The sequence below is a fragment of the Shewanella sp. 6_MG-2023 genome (assembly GCF_030547195.1).
Taxonomy (GTDB): Bacteria; Pseudomonadota; Gammaproteobacteria; order Enterobacterales; family Shewanellaceae; genus Shewanella.
On record NZ_JAUOQU010000020.1, the window covers coordinates 1 to 20873 of the forward strand.

The 20873-nt window shown below is 42.9% G+C and carries 16 protein-coding genes and 1 tRNA gene; 14 read left to right on the plus strand and 3 right to left on the minus strand.

Features of this window, described 5'->3' with window-relative positions; genetic code table 11:
• The 8 genes from Q4533_RS12555 (at window position 1) to Q4533_RS12590 (ending at window position 9331) form a co-directional block, all read left to right on the plus strand.
• Window positions 1-77: transfer RNA gene (locus tag Q4533_RS12555), tRNA-Arg, on the plus strand.
• 759 nt (window positions 78-836) lie between these two features.
• A complete protein-coding gene (locus Q4533_RS12560; RefSeq protein ID WP_303446272.1) occupies window positions 837-1085 on the plus strand; it encodes an OadG family protein in 249 nt (82 codons plus the stop codon).
• Window positions 1086-1102: 17 nt separating this feature from the next.
• Window positions 1103-2890: a sodium-extruding oxaloacetate decarboxylase subunit alpha gene (oadA, locus tag Q4533_RS12565; RefSeq protein ID WP_303502852.1), complete on the plus strand. Its 1788-nt coding sequence runs from the start codon at window positions 1103-1105 to the stop codon at window positions 2888-2890.
• Window positions 2891-2898: 8 nt separating this feature from the next.
• Window positions 2899-4029: a sodium ion-translocating decarboxylase subunit beta gene (locus tag Q4533_RS12570; RefSeq protein WP_102438094.1), complete on the plus strand. Its 1131-nt coding sequence runs from the start codon at window positions 2899-2901 to the stop codon at window positions 4027-4029.
• Between the two features lie 725 nt (window positions 4030-4754).
• Complete coding sequence (locus tag Q4533_RS12575; protein WP_227006757.1) at window positions 4755-6071, plus strand: CmpA/NrtA family ABC transporter substrate-binding protein; 1317 nt, start codon at window positions 4755-4757, stop codon at window positions 6069-6071.
• Window positions 6072-6241: 170 nt separating this feature from the next.
• Window positions 6242-7150, plus strand: a complete 909-nt coding sequence (locus Q4533_RS12580) for an ABC transporter permease (RefSeq protein ID WP_241901093.1) — start codon at window positions 6242-6244, stop codon at window positions 7148-7150.
• Window positions 7151-7188: 38 nt separating this feature from the next.
• Window positions 7189-8031 carry an ABC transporter ATP-binding protein gene (locus Q4533_RS12585; protein WP_102477193.1) on the plus strand — a complete coding sequence of 281 codons (843 nt, stop codon included), beginning with the start codon at window positions 7189-7191 and terminating at the stop codon, window positions 8029-8031.
• A gap of 139 nt (window positions 8032-8170) precedes the next feature.
• Entirely contained in the window at window positions 8171-9331 is a 1161-nt protein-coding gene (locus Q4533_RS12590) for an alginate export family protein (protein WP_303446298.1), read from the plus strand.
• Between the two features lie 108 nt (window positions 9332-9439).
• On the opposite strand, the gene Q4533_RS12595 is transcribed toward Q4533_RS12590, so the two are convergent.
• Window positions 9440-10687 (minus strand): dicarboxylate/amino acid:cation symporter, encoded by a 1248-nt coding sequence (locus Q4533_RS12595; protein WP_102438103.1) that lies wholly within the window; start codon window positions 10685-10687, stop codon window positions 9440-9442.
• Window positions 10688-11049: 362 nt separating this feature from the next.
• On the opposite strand from Q4533_RS12595, the gene Q4533_RS12600 reads away from it, so the two are divergent.
• From Q4533_RS12600 to Q4533_RS12625, 6 genes are all read left to right on the plus strand, one after another.
• Window positions 11050-11472 (plus strand): YqaA family protein, encoded by a 423-nt coding sequence (locus Q4533_RS12600; protein ID WP_102438105.1) that lies wholly within the window; start codon window positions 11050-11052, stop codon window positions 11470-11472.
• 163 nt (window positions 11473-11635) lie between these two features.
• A complete protein-coding gene (locus Q4533_RS12605) occupies window positions 11636-14467 on the plus strand; it encodes a pitrilysin family protein (protein WP_102438107.1) in 2832 nt (943 codons plus the stop codon).
• A 254-nt stretch (window positions 14468-14721) separates the two neighbouring features.
• A complete protein-coding gene (gene gshA / locus Q4533_RS12610) occupies window positions 14722-16344 on the plus strand; it encodes a glutamate--cysteine ligase (RefSeq protein ID WP_303502870.1) in 1623 nt (540 codons plus the stop codon).
• Complete coding sequence (locus Q4533_RS12615; RefSeq protein WP_102438110.1) at window positions 16344-16772, plus strand: hypothetical protein; 429 nt, start codon at window positions 16344-16346, stop codon at window positions 16770-16772. The genes gshA and Q4533_RS12615 overlap by 1 nt, the downstream gene beginning before the upstream one ends.
• A 305-nt stretch (window positions 16773-17077) precedes the next feature.
• Entirely contained in the window at window positions 17078-17695 is a 618-nt protein-coding gene (locus Q4533_RS12620; RefSeq protein WP_102438112.1) for a hypothetical protein, read from the plus strand.
• Between the two features lie 277 nt (window positions 17696-17972).
• Window positions 17973-19151, plus strand: coding sequence for a methyl-accepting chemotaxis protein (locus tag Q4533_RS12625; RefSeq protein WP_102477195.1), 1179 nt, complete (start codon window positions 17973-17975; stop codon window positions 19149-19151).
• 91 nt (window positions 19152-19242) lie between these two features.
• On the opposite strand, the gene purK is transcribed toward Q4533_RS12625, so the two are convergent.
• Window positions 19243-20367 (minus strand): 5-(carboxyamino)imidazole ribonucleotide synthase, encoded by a 1125-nt coding sequence (gene purK / locus Q4533_RS12630; protein WP_303502853.1) that lies wholly within the window; start codon window positions 20365-20367, stop codon window positions 19243-19245.
• Window positions 20367-20858: a 5-(carboxyamino)imidazole ribonucleotide mutase gene (purE, locus tag Q4533_RS12635; protein ID WP_076542981.1), complete on the minus strand. Its 492-nt coding sequence runs from the start codon at window positions 20856-20858 to the stop codon at window positions 20367-20369. Before purE ends, purK begins: the two co-directional genes overlap by 1 nt.
• Window positions 20859-20873 lie beyond the last annotated feature (15 nt).

Below are 20873 nucleotides of genomic sequence, written 5' to 3' on the forward strand. Positions count from 1 at the left end.
GCGGATGTAGCTCAGCTGGATAGAGTACCTGGCTACGAACCAGGCGGTCGGAGGTTCGAATCCTCCCATCCGCACCAGTATTAGAAAAAGCCCTGTAGTTATCTACAGGGCTTTTTTTATGCCTAAAATCCAGTCAGTCATATAAAGTGACTTTAAGTTTTCCTGCCAATATACCTACTTCACACTCACTCAAATGTCGCTAACCTGCTTTAGATCTTAAGTCAAAATGAACCACATCAAAATTTGGATAAATCCTTCAGTCATGCTGGTTAGTAGGTTCACTCTAGTTGATTAATTGTACTTAGCTTGGTTAATTAGTTTTGTATGCTTTTATTTTAACTACAACTTGATGATGAGCCATAAATTACAAAAACCACTACATATTTATGCTAAATAGAGCATCTGCACAATTTTGGTGAATATAGCTGTTCTTATTTCTGATATCTCTTTTTATATAGATCTTGTCATGACCTTATCATTTTCCTGATAAAGTAATCAAAAATGAAGATTCTTCATTATATGTGAACTATTTTTATCGAATTATCACCAAGGTGGGCTTAATCTTATTAACTTTGGTCTGACCAATTTACAAGGTGTTGGATTAATTGTTATAGATTGGTTATATTTTTCGTCGGTAAAAAATCACAGGGTAGTTTAATCGCTGAACTGGTGGATTTTAATGGAATAAAAACAGCTTATGCTGAATGAATAATTATTCCTTTTGTTGATGCCGCATCGTTTTGGTGCAATTTATTCAGCAGACGTTATTGACGTGTAAACATTGGAACTGATCCTGTGGGCAATTTTTAATTGCACATAATGACAAGAGAGGGTTTATGACATCATCAATATCCGAGCAATTATTGGATGCCTTGGGCATGATGATAATGGGGATGAGCTTAGTTTTTATATTTTTAAGCATATTAATTATCGGCATTAATCTTGTAGCTAGATTATGTCAGTCAGACATTCAGCCTGTTGTTGCTAATGCGCCTACACCTGCACCCGCAGCTGCGACATCAATTGATCCTAAGTTAATAGCAGCTATCACTTCTGCTATTCACCAGTATCGTGCCAAAGATTAAATCGTTTAGGAGTTATCATGAGCAAGCCTTTAGCGTTAACAGATGTAGTATTACGAGACGCCCATCAATCTATTTTAGCCACGCGCTTACGTTTAGACGATATGTTACCTATTGCACCTTTACTGGATAAAATTGGTTTTTGGTCTTTAGAGTCTTGGGGCGGTGCTACGTTTGATTCTTGTATTCGTTATTTAGGCGAAGACCCTTGGGATCGTATCAGAGAGCTGAAAAAGGCGATGCCAAATACACCACAGCAAATGCTATTGCGTGGTCAGAATTTATTAGGCTATCGTCATTACGCTGATGATGTGGTGACCCGCTTTGTTGAGCGTGCCCATACCAATGGTGTTGATGTTTTCAGAATTTTCGATGCCATGAATGATGTGCGTAACTTAGAAACTGCGGTTAAAGCAGTTAAGCAAGTCGGCGGTCATGCACAAGGTACGATTTCATTTACTAGCAGCCCAGTTCATAACGTAGATACTTGGGTTGATATGGCTAAAAACCTTGAAGACATGGGCTGTGACTCACTGTGCATCAAGGATATGGCAGGCTTACTTAAGCCAATGCAAGCTTATGACCTTATCAGCCGTTTAAAATCTCAAACTGACTTAACCGTTTCTATGCATTGTCATGCTACAACGGGTTTAAGTACTGCAACCTATCAAAAAGCCATTGAGGCTGGTGTTGATATTCTTGATACCGCGATTTCAACCATGAGCCAAACCTATGGCCATTCAGCTACTGAAACATTAGTTGCTATGGCAGAAGACTCGGGCCGCGCCACGGGTTACGACATGGCAGCATTAGAAGAAATTGCCGCTTACTTTAGAGAAGTACGTAAGAAATATGCCCGTTTTGAAGGGGCGCTTAAAGGCATTGATTCACGTATTCTTCGTGCACAAGTGCCAGGTGGCATGTTAACTAACATGGAAAACCAGCTCAAAGAGCAGGGCGCTGCAGATAAAATGGATGAGGTGTTAGAAGAGATCCCTCGTGTGCGTGAAGATCTTGGCTTTTTGCCATTGGTTACACCAACCTCGCAAATTGTCGGCACCCAGTCAGTGATTAATGTCTTAATGGGCGAGCGTTATAAAACCTTAGCTAAAGAAACCGAAGGTGTACTGAAAGGCGAATACGGTGCAACGCCGGCTCCGGTTAATGCCGAGCTGCAAGCACGGGTATTAAATGGCGCAGAGGCTATTACTTGTCGCCCTGCAGATTTAATTGAACCTGAATTAGATAAGCTTCGCCGCGAGCTTGCTGACATCGCTAAGAAAGACGGTATTACATTAGCCGCAGAAACTGATGATGATGTAATGACCTATGCCCTATTTAATCAAATTGGTCTTAAGTTCCTGACTAATCGCGGTAACCCTGATGCCTTTGAGCCAGTGCCAAGTGCTGATGATATGGCCGTGCCTGCGGCTAAAGCTGAAAAAGGCGCTGAAACCTACACTGTTAATGTGCAAGGACAAAGCTTTGTGGTTGAGGTAAGCGAAGGAGGCGATATCAGCCAGATCGTGCCGACATCAGCAGCACCTGCTGCCGTTGCTCCAACTGTTGCTGCTGCACCTGTGAGCGATGAAGTGAAAGCCACCATGAATGCACCGCTGTCGGGTAATATTTTTAAAGTATTGGTAAACGATGGCGATCACGTCAATGAAGGTGATGTGGTGTTAATCCTTGAAGCAATGAAAATGGAAACTGAAGTGCGCGCAGCAATAACAGGTTTCATCAAAAATATTTCAGTTAAGCAAGGTGATGCCGTTTCGGTTGGTTCACCATTGTTAGCATTAGCGTAGGAGATAGCATGGAAGGATTACTGGCCTTTTGGTCTGAGACAGGCATTGCTAACTTCGCTCTTGATCAATTATTTATGATGGCAATAGGCGGTTTATTACTGTATCTCGCAATAGCAAAAGGCTTCGAGCCATTACTATTATTGCCTATTGGGTTTGGTGCCATACTGGCGAATATTCCAAATGCGGGTTTCACTGAAGAAGGCGGCTTACTTTGGTACGCCTACCATGTGGGCATTGAGACCGGCATATTTCCATTACTGATTTTCATGGGCGTGGGGGCATTAACCGATTTTGGTGCATTAATCGCTAACCCAAAAACCTTATTGTTGGGCGCTGCAGCCCAATTCGGGATATTTGCGACTTTATTAGGTGCAATTGCTCTTAATGTGGTGCCGGGTTTTGAGTTCAGCATGACTGACGCCGCAGCCATTGCGATTATTGGTGGTGCAGATGGTCCAACTGCGATTTTCTTAGCCTCAAAACTAGCCCCTGATTTATTAGGTGCGATTGCTGTTGCAGCTTATTCATACATGGCATTAGTGCCGTTAATTCAGCCGCCAATTATGCGTCTATTAACCAATGAGTCAGAGCGTAGCATCAAAATGGAGCAGCTACGTGAAGTCAGTAAGAAAGAGAAAATTATCTTTCCCTTGATGGTTGTCGGTCTGACGATTTTGTTCCTACCAGCGGCGTCGCCTTTAGTGGGCATGTTCTGTTTAGGTAACTTAATGCGTGAGTCTGGCGTGGTTGATAGACTATCTTCTACCGCGCAAAACGAGCTTATCAATATTGTGACTATCTTTTTAGGTTTAGCTGTAGGCTCTAAATTACAGGCAGAACAGTTCTTACGCATTGAAACCTTGGGTATTCTTATTTTAGGTGCCGTGGCATTTAGTATTGGTACTGCTTCAGGGGTATTAATGGCGAAGTTCATGTCTAAGCTATCTGGTGGCAAAGTTAACCCATTGATTGGCGCAGCAGGAGTTTCTGCAGTGCCGATGGCGGCGCGCGTTGTTAACAAGGTAGGTCTTGAAGCTAATAACCAAAACTTCTTGCTGATGCATGCTATGGGGCCAAACGTGGCTGGTGTATTAGGTAGTGCTGTTGCTGCAGGTGTACTACTTGCGGTATTAGGCTAACCAGAGTTGTTTCAACAAGAGTAACCATCAGCTAATGCGTCTCAATTAGCTTAAGTTAGTGATTCAGATTAGTTACTCGCATTAGTTGCTAAATAAAAGCCACTTAATCACCAGATTAAGTGGCTTTTTTATATCGGTAGCTCAATTTCATTTGCTTATCTATCGGTTTAGTTATCGACACAGCCATGACTTAATCATTTACTCTGCGACTAACACAAACACAAACACAAACACAATCACAATCACAATCACATACACAATCACATACACAATCACATACACAATCACATACGCAATCACCTACACAGTCAGCAACTAAACCCCAAGTTCCGGTGCTAGTCTAAAGTTAAATGCTGCCCAAAAAAGTGCAACAGTATTTTATCTTGCACCGTTACGGACGCTTAGGGGCAATAGGTTTTTCAGTTGCAAACACATTTAATCATTTATAACAGTGGTTTACATTTGTGGCATGGTTACTGAATGGACTATGACAACAATACTCGTCATTGAGACTATTTATTGGTTTAATCTGCAGTTTGTTGAATATTTATGCAGAGCGACAAGATGGAACACATTAACGATAAAGCAAAGGCGCTTTAATTATTCCTTAGGGATAATTAAAGCGCCTTTTTTGTTTTAAGTCATTTTAAACTTAAAAGGGATAAACGATGAACTGGAAAACGTCTTTTAAACAGCTTGCGGTCGCGCTAAGTATTGGTGCAGCGATGCAAGTTAATGTTGCCACTGCAGAAGTAGGCTTTCCTGAAAAAGAAGAGCTGACATTTGGTTTTATTAAACTGACCGATATGGCGCCTATCGCTATCGCTTATGAAAATGGTTATTTCGAAGAAGAAGGCTTATACGTCACCATCGAAGCTCAAGCTAACTGGAAAGTGTTACTGGACGGCGTGATTGATGGCCGCTTAGATGGGGCGCATATGCTAGCAGGTCAGCCTATTGCAGCCACGATTGGTTATGGTACCAAAGCCCATATCATTACGCCTTTTTCAATGGATTTAAATGGTAATGCTATTACTGTATCCAATGATATTTGGGCGCAAATGAAGCCTAACATCGCTAAAAATGCTGATGGTAAACCGGTTCATCCCATTAAAGCAGACTCGCTCAAACCTGTGGTAGATAAATATAACGAGCAAGGTAAGCCCTTTAAAATGGGCATGGTATTTCCAGTCTCTACCCACAACTATGAACTACGTTATTGGTTAGCCGCTGGTGGTATTCACCCCGGTTTTTATGCGCCTCACAAAGGTGATACTTCAGGACAACTTGACGCTGAAGCTTACTTATCTGTTACGCCGCCACCGCAAATGCCATCAACCCTTGAAGCTGGCACCATCTATGGCTACTGCGTTGGTGAGCCTTGGAACCAACAAGCGGTATTTAAAGGCATCGGGGTGCCAGTGGTTACCGATTATGAAATTTGGAAAGATAACCCTGAAAAAGTATTTGGTATTACTGCAGAATTTGCTGAAAAGTATCCAAACACCACTATTCGCTTAACTAGAGCATTAATTAAAGCGGCTAAATGGTTAGACGAAAACAACAATGCTAACCGCCCAGCAGCTGTGAAAATCTTATCTCAATCTAACTATGTTGGCGCTGATTACGATGTGATTGCCAATAGCATGACGGGCACCTTTGAATATGAGAAAGGTGATAAGCGCGCGGTGCCTGATTTCAACGTGTTCTTTCGTTATAACGCAACCTACCCATATTACTCAGATGCGATTTGGTACTTAACCCAAATGCGTCGTTGGGGACAGATTTCAGATGATAAGCCTGATACTTGGTACAAAGAGATAGCTGCCAAGGTTTACCGTCCAGATATCTATGCAAAAGCGGCGCAATCGTTAATTGATGATAAAAGTATTGATGCCAAACATTTCCCTGACTTTGCTACTGAAACGGGCTTTAAAAAGCCGCAGCAACATTTTATTGATGACATTGTGTATGACGGTAGTGCACCGAATGCCTATATCAACAAGTTCAGTATCGGATTAAAACAAGGCGACAAACTGTAAGCCTGAGCTTAAGTACTTTATCTCGAGTTTTATGTCGAGTTTGATTCAGATTTTATGCAAGTAAGAGCTATCGAAGTGAGGATAGACCTATGACAACCATTGCAAGATTAGCGCAGAGACTCCCTATGGATAAGTCGGCTGTAACTTCGTTGTTAGCCAAATCAGCGGCAATGAGCAAAGCATTATTATTACCGCTCATCGGTATTACCGTGTTTTTGGTTATTTGGTCAATTACAGCCAATAATATTAATACATCCCTAGGTAAGTTTCCTGGTCCTGTGGCTGTTATAGGTCAGTTCGATGGGCTTTACCAAGAGCATAATGCCGAGCGAGAAAAGGCGGCGGCTTTTTATGAGCGCCAACAAGTTCGCAATAATGCAAGGCTGGCTGCCGATCCCAGTTATCAAGCGAAAACCAGAACGTATACCGGTAAGGAAACCTTCTTCGATCAGATAGTGACCTCACTTATCACGGTTATGTCTGGGTTTATACTAGCCGCCATTATTGCTATCCCCATGGGGATCTGGATGGGGTTAAGTAAAACCGTTAATGCAGCGGTTAATCCGATAGTGCAAATATTCAAACCTGTGTCACCACTGGCATGGTTGCCGTTGGTGACCATGGTGGTGAGCGCGTTATATGTGTCACCAGATCCTATGTTCTCTAAATCATTTATCAACTCCATGTTAACCGTCACCCTCTGTAGTCTGTGGCCGATGGTCATCAATACCTCAATAGGGGTGGCATCCATTGATTCTGACTTACTCAATGTCAGCCGGGTGCTGCGCTTATCACCGTTAACCCACGTACAAAAAATCGTGCTACCAGCATCAATACCACTGATTTTTACTGGCATGCGTTTATCCCTAGGAGTGGCATGGATGGTGTTAATTGCCGCAGAAATGTTGGCGCAAAACCCTGGGCTTGGAAAGTTTGTTTGGGATGAGTTCCAAAACGGCAGTTCAGAATCTCTGTCACGAATAATGGCGGCAGTGATTGTGATTGGCTTTATTGGCTTTTTGTTAGACCGTGGCGTACTGGCACTACAGCGCTGGTTCTCTTGGGATAAAAGTCACTAACTGGTTGAAGAGTTCGTTGAGGAATAAGGATAAATCTTATGAGTGTATTTTTAGACATTAGTAATATCGACATGGACTTTCCAACCCCAAATGGGCCGTTTAAGGCGCTAAAGGAAGTCAATTTAAAAATTAATAAAGGTGAGTTTGTCTCGCTTATTGGTCACTCGGGGTGTGGTAAATCAACCGTACTCAATATTGTGGCGGGGCTATATCAGGCCACCAAAGGTGGGGTGATTTTAAATAGTACTGAAGTCTCAGAGCCCGGCCCTGAGCGAGCTGTGGTGTTTCAAAACCACTCTTTATTGCCTTGGTTAACCTCATATCAAAATGTGGAATTAGCAGTAAAGCAGGTGTTTAAAGGCACTAAGTCAAAAGCTGAAATGAAGCAATGGATTGAATACAACCTGAGCCTAGTGCATATGGATCATGCGATGCACAAACTGCCCAGTGAAATATCTGGCGGCATGAAACAACGAGTGGGCATCGCCAGAGCCTTGGCAATGGAACCTGAAGTGCTATTGATGGATGAGCCTTTTGGGGCGCTCGATGCTTTGACCCGAGCCCATATGCAAGACTCGCTGATGGAAATTCAACTGGAGCTTAATAATACCGTCATCATGATCACCCATGACGTGGATGAAGCGGTATTGCTGTCAGACAACATTGTGATGATGACCAATGGCCCAGAAGCAACCGTGGGTGAAATTCTTACAGTTGATTTACCCCGCCCAAGAGATCGTCTGGCGCTAGCAGAAGATCCTGAATACAACCGTTTGCGGGCCGAAGTACTGAAGTTTCTTTATGAGAAACAGCGCAAAGTAGAGCCTATTAATATTAGTAAGTCATTAACTACATCAGATGAACAGGCTGAAGCGGTTTAACACTGATGCATGGAACAGTTTAGTTATAAATATAAAAGGAAAGATGATGAAACAGAAGCAACTCGCTGCACTGATTAATAGCAAATTAACCAAATCGATAGTAAGCCTTGCGGCGCCGCTATCATTAACCTTGTTGGCCATGGGCTCGGCTCATGCTGAAACGACCCAGTCCGTTGCTGATGCGGTCACCCAAGGCAGCGTTAAGGTCGACTTGAATTTGCGTTATGAAATGGTTGATCAAGATAATGCCTTAAAAGATGCTGATGGTTTAACCCTTCGCACTCGTCTGACTTATGCCACAGCTGATTACTATGGTTTTTCGTCCACCCTTGAGTTTGAAGATTCACGTGTGGTTGCCGGCGTTGATGATTACAACAATACCTTAGGTAAAAATCCGCAATATTCAGTGATTGCCGATCCAGAAACCACCGAGTTTGATCAATTCTTTTTAAAATATAACTATGAAGGCTTTACCGTTAAAGGTGGTCGCCAAGTCATTACCTTTGATAACCAACGCTTTGTGGGTCATGTGGGCTGGCGTCAAGATAGACAGACCTTCGATGGGGTGATGTTAGAGTACAAATTTAACGATGTATTTAAAATTGACTACGGCTATATCAGCCAGCGTAATCGTATCTTTGCACAGGAAAAAGATATCGATTCAAAAGATAACCTGATAAATGCTTCACTAAAAACCGATTTTGGTACCTTAAGTGGTTATGGGTATTTACTAGAAGAAGATAGCGCCATTGATAACGGCCTTGATACCTATGGTTTACGCTTTGCTGGTAATACCGATGTGGGTGATATCAAAGTATTGTATTCAGCAGAGTATGCCACCCAGGATTCTGATAACGCAGACTTGTCCTATTCAGCTGATTATATGAGCGTTGAGGCTGGAGTCGGTTTTTCGGCGATTACTATTAAAGTGGGTTATGAAGTATTGGGATCAGACGGCGGCGACTATGGTTTCCAAACACCTTTAGCGACCTTGCATGGCTTTAATGGTTGGTCAGATCAGTTTTTATCAACCCCTAAACAAGGCTTAGCCGATCTTTACGCCTCAATTGGCGGTAAGGTGATTGGCGGTAAATGGGCGCTGGTATATCACGATTTTGAGGCTGATGAATCATCGGCTTTAGTGGATGATTTAGGGTCTGAAATTAATGCAGTCTTCAGCGTGCCGGTGACAAAAAATTATACCTTAGGGATTAAATACGCCGCGTATTCAAAAGGCGATACTGCTGCAGGTAAAGTCGATACTGATAAACTGTGGTTATGGGCTAATGCTAAGTTCTAGCCGTAGCTTTTAAGCAGTTGGTCTGAACAGTTAACGCTTAAATAAAAACGGCTAACTCAGTTTGAGTTAGCCGTTTTTTAATAAATTTTCGCTGCTGAGCGACTCGATTTAAGCCGCTTGATTTAGCGCTTTTTCATCTGAATAAAACTGTTGCTCATCGAATTGGCCTTCGCTTTTGCCAACAACCACAGCTGTCATCATGTCACCAGTGACATTGGTTGCGGTGCGGATCATATCAATAACGCGGTCAATAGCGGCGATAAAGGCAATGCCTTCAAGGGGTAAACCAACCACGCCCAAGGTCACTGTTAGCATCACCATCGCACTACCTGGAACACCTGCTGTACCTACTGACGCCACAGTTGCCGTTACCGCAATGAGCATGTAGTCGGTCATATCCAGTGGAATACCGTAAATTTGCGCAATAAATATCGCCGCAATAGCAGGGTAAATACCGCCACAGCCATCCATGTTCATGGTAGCGCCTAACGGCAATACAAAGGCGCTATAGCGCTTTGATACACCCATAGACTCAGTACATTTACTACTTGCTGGTAAGGTGCCAAAACTTGATGCGGTGCTAAATGCCACTAGTTGAGCAGGCATGGCTTTACGGAAAAATTGTACAGGGCTTAGGCCGGCAGCAAACTTCACTAAACCACCATAAACAAAAATAATATGAATTAATGCAGCCACATAAATAGCCACAATAAACTTACCTAATGGCAGTAAAGTTGACAGGCCGTATTCACCAACAACCCATGCCATCAAGCCGAACACGCCGATAGGGGTAAGCTTTAATACCATACGGGTTAGTTCAAACATTACTTCTGAACCTGCTTCAATGGTGCGCTTAAGTGGCTCTGCCTTTTCACCAACGGCGTTAATTGCAATACCAACGAGCGCTGCAAACACAATAATTTGCAGGACTTTACCTTCAGCTAATGATGCAAAAGGGTTTACTGGGATCATATTAAGTAACACTTGGGCAAACCCTGGGATATCACGGTCGCGCACTTCTGAGGTCGCTAGTTCTAAACTGCCGCCCATATCAAATGAGCTACCAATGGCTAAACCAATAAACGATGCCATGGTGCCAGTAAACATGAACATGCCTAAGGTTTTAAAGCTTAAGCGCTTTAAATTAGCTTGTGAGCCTAATGAGGTAATACTGACAACGATGGCGCAAAAAACTAAAGGTGCAACCAACATTTTGATGGCGCTAATAAATAAATCACCTAAAGGTTTTAGTATTACTGCACTTTCGCCTAAAGCTACACCTGCAAGGATACCTAAGGCAAAGCCTGCGAGTACTTTTTGCCAAAAAGGAATGCGTTTCAAGGTTTGAAAAATCATCAAGGTTCCAACTATTTATTATGCTTGCCAGTCGTTACCAGCAAGAGGATTATTATTTCAATAACCTTATACAATCACACAAAAGGCCATTGAATAGTCATTGTAGCTATGTATTACGTTAGCGGTATAAACTGAGTTTAGCCATTGACTTCAGGCTATTTTAAGCCAGCCTAATTAGAGTCTTTTAGGTAATATTTTTCGAATTGTATTCAGCGAATATCGTCGGGACAAACCGTTTTTAATATAACTTATATCATTTTTTCAATTTGTTAATTACATATTGAAATTCAACAGCTTGTTAACTCGTTTTTATATTACGAGTTTAATGGCTAAAACACTATAGATATCATTAGGTAAAGTAAATGACTGCATTGTGGTTAATGTTCAGCGGGGCTTTTTTAGCGGCAACTTTGTTACCAGGAGGTTCAGAAGTTTTACTTGTAGCCTTACTTACGGATCAACCAGAAACCTGGCTTGCGCTGCTGGTGGCTGCCAGTGTTGGTAACACCTTAGGAGCAATAAGCAGTTACTATTTAGGCTATTTAGGTCGCTTTGCTAAGACGCCAGAGGATCTAGCGAGTAAGAAATACCAACATGGATTAAAATTAATTGAAAAATATGGCTATTGGGCGTTGCTGCTTTCTTGGTTGCCATTAATTGGCGATATTCTATGTTTACTCGCTGGCTGGTTAAAGCTACCTATTATCCCGTCTACTGTCATGATGTTAATTGGTAAAACGATTCGTTACTCATTAATAGTGGCTGCCTTTATGTTGGCATGGTAAAACAACTGTTATTGGTTTTTTTTATAAAACCCTATGGTGATCACTGTTGTTAGCTATCTGATTGGAGAGGATATTTTTATATGCGATTGAACCAACAAGGTATAAAACGACTCATAGCATCACATTGACTGATTTCATTGGCTAGATTTCAAGGAGTATATAAGTGAAGAAATGGATCTTGGCAGCAGCGATCTCTATCGCCATTAGTGGCTGCGCACATGAAGCAACAATTTCCCCTGCGTTACCTCAAGGGGTCACATTAGTTGAAACCGTCGCTCAAAGTGACTCTGTGGGTATTCCTTATAAGAAATATCAGCTAGAAAATGGTCTTACGGTGATTTTACATCAAGATACCTCAGACCCTCTCGTTCATGTTGACGTCACTTATCATGTGGGCTCAGCTCGTGAAGTGGCGGGGCGCAGTGGCTTTGCCCATTTATTTGAGCACATGATGTTTCAGGGCTCGCAAAATGTCGGCGATGAGCAGCATTTCAAAGTCGTTACTGAGGCTGGTGGCACCTTAAATGGCACCACCAATACCGATAGAACCAATTATTTTGAAACTGTACCCAGCAACCAGCTGGAAAAAATGCTCTGGCTTGAATCTGATCGTATGGGCTTTTTATTGCCAGCATTGACCAGTGAAAAATTTGAAGTCCAGCGTGAGACAGTTAAAAATGAACGCGCTCAGCGAATTGATAATCAACCTTATGGCCGTTTGAATGAGCGCTTTAACCAAGCAATGTATCCTGCTGGGCATCCGTATTCGTGGCCAGTGATAGGTTGGCCAGAAGATTTAGAACGTGCCAGTGTTGATGATGTGCGTAATTTCTTTAAGCGCTGGTATGGCCCTAATAACGCTACCTTAACCATTGGTGGTGATTTCGATGAAATGCAAACACTAGCCATGGTGAATAAGTATTTTGGTGAGCTAAAACGTGGTCCAGAGGTGTCAGCAGATCCTAAAACCCCAGTGGTCTTAGATAAAACCCGTTATATTTCAATGGAAGATAAAGTTCATTTGCCGCTGATTTATATGGGTTTCCCCACAGTATACGCTCGACATAAAGATGAGGCCGCGCTGGATTTATTAGCCAATATTCTCGGTGGCGGTAAAACCTCACTGCTATACAAAAACTTAGTCAAAGATGGTTATGCAGTACAAGCCTCGGTAGGTCATCCATGCCAAGAGTTAGCTTGTAGCTTAACCTTGTATGCACTGGCTAATCCCGCTTCGGGGGCAACGCTTGCGACGCTTGAGCAGAAAATTAATGACTCTATTAAGGAGTTTGAGCAGCGTGGCGTGACAGATGATGACTTACAAAAGGTTAAAGTACAGTTTGAAGCCGATACTATTTTTGGCATGCAAAGTGTAAAAGGTAAGGTATCAACTCTGGCCTACAATCAAACCTTTTTTGACAACCCTGACATGGTAGCCAGTGACTTGGCCCGTTATGCCAGTGTCACCAAAGATGATGTAATGCGGGTGTTTAATACGTATATCAAAGACAAACCTATGGTGGTCATGAGCGTTGTACCTGAAGGGGCAAAACAATTAATTGCCGCTGAAGATAACTTTACCCCAACCATGATGCCGGTAGCGCCAGAAGCCGTGAGCGGCGTCGATAACGTCAGACAAATTACCTCAAACTTTGATCGTACTATTATGCCAAAGGTGGGTGATGCGCCAGTACTAAAAGTGCCTGAGTTATGGAATGCTTCACTGACCAATGGTATTGAAGTCATGGGTACTGAGAGCCATGAAACTCCAACCGTTGAATTACTGATTTATCTTGAAGGCGGCCACCGCGTTGCGCCCCAAGGTAAAGCGGGCGTGGCGTCATTAACGGCATCTATGCTCAATGAATCAAGCGCTAAACGTTCAACTGAAGAACTAGCTGGCGCATTAGAAATGCTTGGCAGTAGTGTGTCCTTTGGTGCATCGGGCTCACAAAGCTATATTCAGCTTTCAAGTTTGACTGAAAATCTCGCGCCGACTTTAGCGATATTACAAGAGAAGCTATTTACCCCAGGTTTTGTTGAGGCTGACTTTCAGCGCCTTAAACAGCAGCAATTACAAGGTTTACAGCATCAAGAGTCAGATCCTAACTTTTTAGCGCGCCAAGGCTTTTCATCGTTACTTTATGGTGAAAACAGCCCGTTAAGCGTCAATGCTTCTGGCACCTTAGAAAGTGTTGCCGGATTAACCCTTGAGGATGTTAAACAGTTTTATCAGCAGCAGTATCGAGCGGGTAATGCCAAAATGGTGCTGGTATCTGATTTAAGCAAGCAACAAGTGCTGCCGTTATTAAGCCCGTTTGCAGCTTGGCAAGGCAGTGCCAGCTCGCCATTTGTATTACCGCAATTACCAGAGCTTGCTGGTGGCACCATTTACATTATTGATAAACCAGATGCGGCGCAGTCGGTTATTAATATTGGTAAGCGGGCGTTAACCTATGATGCAACAGGCGACTACTTTAAGTCTTACTTAATGAATTACCCATTAGGTGGCGCATTTAATAGCCGTATAAACCTCAATTTGCGGGAAGACAAAGGTTATACCTATGGTGCTCGCAGTGGTTTTAATGGTGATAGCTTAGTGGGGCGATTTATGGCTTCAGCCAGTGTCCGCACTGATGTGACTGCAGAGTCACTTATTGAGTTTATTAACGAGATTAATCTATATCAGCAGCAAGGTATGAGCGAAGAGGAGTTAACTTTTTTACGTAGCTCAATTTCACAAGGTAAAGCATTAGACTACGAAACGCCTTATCAAAAAGCGGGCTTCATGCGGATGATTCAGCGTTACCAACTTGATGACAACTTTACTGAGCAGCAGGCAAATATTGTTCAACAAGTTTCGCGTGCTGAGCTAAATGAGTTAGCTGCCACGCAATTAGACTTATCACAGATGGTGATGCTGATTGTGGGCGATAAAGCTGCTATTCTGCCTAAGTTGCAAGCTTTGGACTATCCTATAGTTGAAATAAAATAAGCATCGCAGTTGTTTTTAGGATAAAAAACCTTATATAGATCAGATATAGGGTTTGATAGCCATTTAAAAATGCTAGAATTTAGTAATTAACGGTGACAGGTTAACTGTTACCGTTTTTTATTTGTAAAACATAGTGAGTGTAGAATGGCTGAAAATGCTTTTTACTGTGAGCTCATATGTGTTTAATAACATGCTTTTAATTGGTTTAAAGAAATGTTAGTGCTAAATATCAGGTCTAGCAGTTTGAATGTCGCATAAGCGAGTCACTACAAGAGAACAGCAAATTGAATTCATTCAATGAAACAGTCGATTATCTATCAAATGCCCAAGGGCGTGAATCTTTACTCGGCATGGTACGAGGCATTGAGCGCGAAGCGCTGCGCATCGAAAGCACTGGCCACCTCGCGATGGATAGCCATCCGCAAAAGCTCGGCTCAGCCTTAACGCATTCTCGTATTACCACTGATTATAGTGAGTCTTTACTTGAGTTCATTACCCCGGTGAATACTAATATTGACACCTTACTTGAAGGGTTAACTCAAACTCACGCCTACAGTGTTAAAAACATGAATGGCCAGACGCTATGGCCTGTGAGCATGCCGTGTTATGTCGGCGATGAAAAAGATATTCCTATTGCCCGTTATGGCAGTTCTAATAACGGTCAAATGAAAACCTTATACCGTAAAGGCTTAACCCATAGATACGGCGCACTCATGCAAATTATTGCAGGGGTGCATTTCAATTTTTCAGTCTCTGAACAATTGTGGGATAGCTTATATGAACGCACTGATAAGTCAGTGTCGCGCTGTGAGTTCATCTCAGAGTCTTACTTTGGCATGATCCGTAATTATCGCCGTTTAGTTTGGGTATTACCGTATTTCTTTGGTTCATCTCCTGCGCTGTGTGGCTCGTTCATTAAAGATAAAAACGTCGGATTTGATTTTAAGAAAACCGGTAAGGGCACCTTATACCTGCCATATGCGACTTCACTTCGTATGAGCGATTTAGGTTACACCAATAAAGAGCAAGAACGCTTAAACATCAGTTACAACTCACTGCCTGAATATTTACAAGGGGTGGGCGAAGCCATTCGCATGCCTTCTGCCAGTTTTGAGAAAATCGGCGTTAAAGTCGATGGTGAATATCGTCAGCTCAATAGCAATGTGCTGCAAATTGAGAATGAGTTTTACTCGCCAATTCGTGCCAAGCGAGTCACCAAAGCAGGTGAGAAACCTTCAGAGGCATTGTCTCGCGCTGGAGTTGAATACATTGAAGTGCGTGCATTAGATGTAAACCCTTATAGCCCAATTGGTATTGATGCCAGTCAGGTAAGATTTTTAGACTTATTCTTGCTGTACTGCTTGCTGTCGTCATCAGAAAAAAGTGATTGCGCTGCAGAGCAGGAAATCGCCGCTAACTTGCAAGCTGTGGTAGTTGAAGGTCGAAAGCCTGGGCTTGAGCTAATTAAAAATGGTCAGTCAATTAGCCGCACTCAATGGCTGAATGACATATTTGAACCTCTGTCTCGCCTCGCTAAGTTGTTAGATGGTGATTCTGGTAATGCATACCAACAGGCATTATCGCAATGGCAAGCCGCTATCGACGATCCAAGTTTAACCCTATCGGGTCGCGTGCTGGACGATGTGGTTAATCAAGGTCAAGATCATAGCAGTTGGGTGAAAAAACTGGCGCTAGATTATCAGCAATATTTATCTGACTACCCATTATCCGCTGAGGTGGAAGCTGGCTATGTTGAAGAGTCGGCACTATCACTTGCTCAACAGCATATGGCGGAAGCGTTACCGAGTGTCGGCTTTGATGAGTTTTTAGCTGATTATTTTGCTGACTTATCCAAACCTGCCGCAGCGTGTCGTTAATGAAAAGGCTAGCTTTATCTGTGGTGGTGCTGGGTCTATTACAAGGCTGTGCATCATCAGTGGATGAGCAAGCTATCTGTGGCTCGGTGGCGAGTTATATAACCCCACCGACCTCGCAGAGTCTTTATCGCGTGGTGGTGACTCATCTTGATGGTAAGCCTGTTATCTCAAGGCCTTATTATAAATTAACCGCTGGAAAACATGAGTTTACCGTGGCAGAGCTCATTGAGTCGCCTGAGTTAAAAGTTAAGCTTGCTGCCCGTAAGCCTAAAAATATTGATGTTGATGTGAAAGCGCACCTGCAGCTTCATTTAGCGGCTGAATTTAATCAAGATAGAATTTATACTGGCGAGAATACCGATTACTGGCAACCCGTCATATGGCAGCAAGAGCCCCATGAATGTGAGTTTGCCAACCCCGATAATTAATGTGCCGCTTAGGCGCGATAAGTGTCCCCAATTAGGCAATAATTTAATGGTTTAGTTACTCATTTATTCCGATATTAAATGTTACCTTGATAGTCTTTTTAGAAAACCTTAGCCGCTGAACCTCCCTCTAGCCCAGCTTTATTGTCAGACTTGAGTTCAAGTATTTTTTGACTAATACCAATGGTCGCATTCTAGCGACAGATTAAGTTCTATTTTTTAACGCCGTGGTTTGCATCTAGTTTATTTTGATGTGAAAATCGAATCGCTTTAGTTAACTCCTGATATTGATTACTTTAAGGGCATTTATGACGTGGTTTTTTCGTGCTTTGGGCGCAATGTTTCTTTTACAGCTTACGGGCTGTGCAACTCCGCCACCTAAAGAGCCTGATAATTTATGCTCAATATTTCAAGAAAATCGCTCTTGGTATAAATCGGCGGTAAAAACGCGCGAAAAGTGGGGCGTACCAGTACATGTGCCTTTAGCTATGATGTTCCAAGAAAGCTCGTTTAAACATAATGCCGCGCCACCAATGGAATACTTTTGGGGCTTTATTCCTATTGGCCGCGCCAGTGATGCCTATGGCTATGCTCAAGCAAAAACCATGACATGGGATGACTATGTACGTGAAACCGGTAATTCATGGTCAAGTCGCAGTAATTTTGATGATGCGATGGATTTTATGGGCTGGTTTATCTATAAAACCCATGCCATTAATGGGGTGTCAAAATGGGATGCGAAAAATCAGTATTTGAATTATCACGAAGGTTGGGGCGGCTATAAACGTGGCAGCTATAAAGCTAAAGCATGGCTTGGACCTGTTGCTAATCGTGTTGATGCTCGCGCCAGAAATTACGCTGCTCAGTATCATACCTGTAAAGAAGATCTCGACTCTTCCTGGTTATGGCGGTTATTTTTCGGTTAATACGCATTAGTTATTGTCATTCTCATCAGCCTCGCATTCGCGGGGCTTTTACTTTCTCTTGGTTAGATCAGTTTTTATACTTAACCTTGTTCATAAATATTTAACAATTAACGCTAAACTTTTTGCAGCTTATTCCGATAGTAATAAAACCGCTTGTGACAATTTGTAACCCTTGAGGCTATATGGCTTTTGGGGGGGATCAATGTTAAGCACCGCTAGCGCTAAAAGCTCATGACGAGTTGCTAGAAAAATATAATCACTACTTTCGGAACTGTATATGCAATCTCACAATAATAATAAATTACAGGCAACACTGCTTTATCCGTTAATCTCGTTGGTGCTGGTGGCATTGGTCATCATTGCATTTTTACCTTCTCAAATTGATAAAACCACGCTGTTACTCATTGTCGCGCTATTAGGTGCGGCGCAAACGATAGTAGGTCTGTATTTATTTAAGCAGTTTTTACACACACGCTTGAGTCAACTGGCTGAGTATCTAAGTTTAGTTATTAGTACGAAAGCCGCCCCTAAAAAGCCGCTAATCGATAGTGGTAATGATTTACTGGCGAAAATCACCAACGACCTTAGTGGTTTTATTGAAGAACTGAAATTGGTTTTAGATGACATTAAGCAAGATGCCAATAATTTTCACCATGGCTCGCAGGAGTTGGCGCAGCAAATGAATTCGGCTGAATCATCCGTTGCCAAAAGCACTGCTGAAACCGAGCTTATTTCAAGCTCATTAGCAGACATAGTGAAAACGGCAGATGAGTTATCAATCAATGCCGACGAATTTAAATCAACCTCTACGGAAGTGAAGCAATTACTTGAGCTCGGTAATAATGATGCGTTAAGTAATCAAACTGCCATGACCACCTTTGCCAATGGCATTGAAAGTTTGGTATCTGATTTAGATTTATTAAACAGCGACAGCCAGAAAATTGGTAATGTTTTAGAAGTGATTAAAAGTATTGCCGAGCAAACCAACCTATTGGCGCTAAACGCTGCCATTGAGGCCGCTAGAGCCGGTGAGCAAGGCCGCGGTTTTGCGGTTGTGGCTGATGAGGTTCGCGCATTAGCTCATCGCACTCAGGAGTCGACGGTAGAAATTCAAACTATTGTTTTAGAGCTGCAAGCCAAAGCGGGTAATGCTGTTAATGCCATTAGCGACAGTCAAAGAGTGACTAATGAAAGCGTGCAACAATGCCTGCGGGTCACCCAAGCATTTACTGATATTGGCGGCGCATTTGAGCAACTTGATAGTGTTGCCAGTAATATGACCTACAGCATTCAAGGGCAGCAATCTTCCACTAACAGTATCAGTAGTCGAGCGCTGGAAATTACCCGTTTGAGTCATGAAGTGCAGCAGAGCTTAAAAGCGATTTCAGACCGCGCTTATAGGCAACAAACCAGCTCTGAGCATCTTGAGAAAGTACTCACTCGAGTGTGTATTTAAACCCTAGCTAAATCATTACTTGCAAATCAATAGTCCATAAAAAAGGAGCCTTAGCTCCTTTTTTATGGGTTACGATTAAGTGCCATTGATCTTAATCAGCGCTAAATTCATCTAAAACCCAGGCTAATGGCGCTTGATACAGCTGCGGCATCCATTGTTGTAGCTGACCAATACTGTCGGTTAGCATCGCGCTATTATGAACCGATAAGTTTAAGTGACCCACTTTACGACCGACGCGAACTTCTTTGTTGTACCAGAATAACTCAGCGTTGGGTAAGCTTAACCAGCGGTCATCTTTATCAACACCAATTAAGTTCACCATCACACATTGATGATTCACTTGTGGGGTATGTAAAGGTAATCCGCACAAGGCACGCAGGTGCAATTCAAACTGATTGATATGACAACCTGATTGAGTCCAGTGACCAGAGTTATGAACCCGAGGGGCTAACTCATTAATCAGTAATTCATCACCAACCCGGAAACATTCCATCGCCATCACTCCAACATACTCAAGCTTATGCATAATTTTACTTAGCATGGCTTCAGCTTGGGCTTGTAAGTGGTTTAAGCGCGATAATGGCGCAATCGATGCCATTAAAATACCGTCTTGATGGAGATTTAACGCTAGCGGGTAAAATAAGCATTCGCCGGTTTGGGTTCGTACGCCCACTAATGACACTTCTTCATCAAAATTAATCGCTTGCTCAGCAATGGCTTCATTACGCCAATCAGCAGGGATGGTGGTTGATTCAGCTTGTTTTAACCAGTGTTGACCTTTGCCGTCGTAGCCACCGGTGCGGCGCTTTAATAATACTCGCTCGCCATATTGCTGATGCAACTGCGCCGTTTGAGTATTATCGTCAACCAGCTCCCAAGGTGACGTTGGTACAGCTAACTCATCCAATAAGCTTTTTTGGGTAAAACGGTCTGCCAGCAGGCCAAAAACCGGGCCATTAATGAAATGCTTATGCTTGCTAAGTTGCAAGCTTAAGTTTGATTCAGGCCATTGCTCTCGTTCTGCGGTGATGACGTCAGTATCGCTAAGAGGTAAACGCTCATCTGATGGGGTCATAATATCAACCGGACGAACATTAATCGCTAAAGGCTGCCCAGCATGGGACAACATAGCGCCTAATTGACCATCACCTAAAACCCATACATTGTGCTGTGTAGCGTGGGTTTGATTTTTTTGCTCACCGTCCTGCTTAGCCATTAAGCTTCCCTCGGATCTGGATTTTCAAGGATTGAATTAGTTTGCTCTTCACGAAAAGCATCCAAACGCGCTGCAAGTTCACTGTCTTCAACCGCAAGAATTTGGCTAGCAAGTAAGCCGGCATTAAACGCCCCAGCAGTACCAATAGCAAGGGTACCAACTGCAATACCTTTAGGCATTTGTACGATAGACAGTAAGCTGTCCATGCCTGATAACGCTTTGCTTTGCACAGGCACACCCAGCACTGGAAGGCGGGTTTTTGAGGCAATCATACCGGGTAAATGTGCTGCACCACCGGCGCCGCCGATAATGACTTTAAAGCCTTTACCAGCAGCAGTGCTAGCAAAGTCCATGAGTTTGTCAGGAGTACGATGCGCTGAGACAACTTCAACGTGATATGGCACCTGCAGCTTATCCATAATTTCTGCGGCGGCTTCCATGGTCGGCCAATCACTCTTAGATCCCATAACTACGGCAACAAGGGCTTGCATGATAACTCCTTAACA

Bases quoted from the DNA above. Each gene is read 5' to 3' on its own strand.
- Q4533_RS12560 (WP_303446272.1), top strand. From the start codon at position 837: ATGACATCATCAATATCCGAGCAATTATTGGATGCCTTGGGCATGATG.
- oadA (WP_303502852.1), top strand. From the start codon at position 1,103: ATGAGCAAGCCTTTAGCGTTAACAGATGTAGTATTACGAGACGCCCAT.
- Q4533_RS12570 (WP_102438094.1), top strand. From the start codon at position 2,899: ATGGAAGGATTACTGGCCTTTTGGTCTGAGACAGGCATTGCTAACTTC.
- Q4533_RS12575 (WP_227006757.1), top strand. From the start codon at position 4,755: ATGCAAGTTAATGTTGCCACTGCAGAAGTAGGCTTTCCTGAAAAAGAA.
- Q4533_RS12580 (WP_241901093.1), top strand. From the start codon at position 6,242: ATGAGCAAAGCATTATTATTACCGCTCATCGGTATTACCGTGTTTTTG.
- Q4533_RS12585 (WP_102477193.1), top strand. From the start codon at position 7,189: ATGAGTGTATTTTTAGACATTAGTAATATCGACATGGACTTTCCAACC.
- Q4533_RS12590 (WP_303446298.1), top strand. From the start codon at position 8,171: ATGGGCTCGGCTCATGCTGAAACGACCCAGTCCGTTGCTGATGCGGTC.
- Q4533_RS12595 (WP_102438103.1), bottom strand. From the start codon at position 10,687: ATGATTTTTCAAACCTTGAAACGCATTCCTTTTTGGCAAAAAGTACTC.
- Q4533_RS12600 (WP_102438105.1), top strand. From the start codon at position 11,050: ATGACTGCATTGTGGTTAATGTTCAGCGGGGCTTTTTTAGCGGCAACT.
- Q4533_RS12615 (WP_102438110.1), top strand. From the start codon at position 16,344: ATGAAAAGGCTAGCTTTATCTGTGGTGGTGCTGGGTCTATTACAAGGC.
- Q4533_RS12620 (WP_102438112.1), top strand. From the start codon at position 17,078: ATGACGTGGTTTTTTCGTGCTTTGGGCGCAATGTTTCTTTTACAGCTT.
- Q4533_RS12625 (WP_102477195.1), top strand. From the start codon at position 17,973: ATGCAATCTCACAATAATAATAAATTACAGGCAACACTGCTTTATCCG.
- purK (WP_303502853.1), bottom strand. From the start codon at position 20,367: ATGGCTAAGCAGGACGGTGAGCAAAAAAATCAAACCCACGCTACACAG.
- purE (WP_076542981.1), bottom strand. From the start codon at position 20,858: ATGCAAGCCCTTGTTGCCGTAGTTATGGGATCTAAGAGTGATTGGCCG.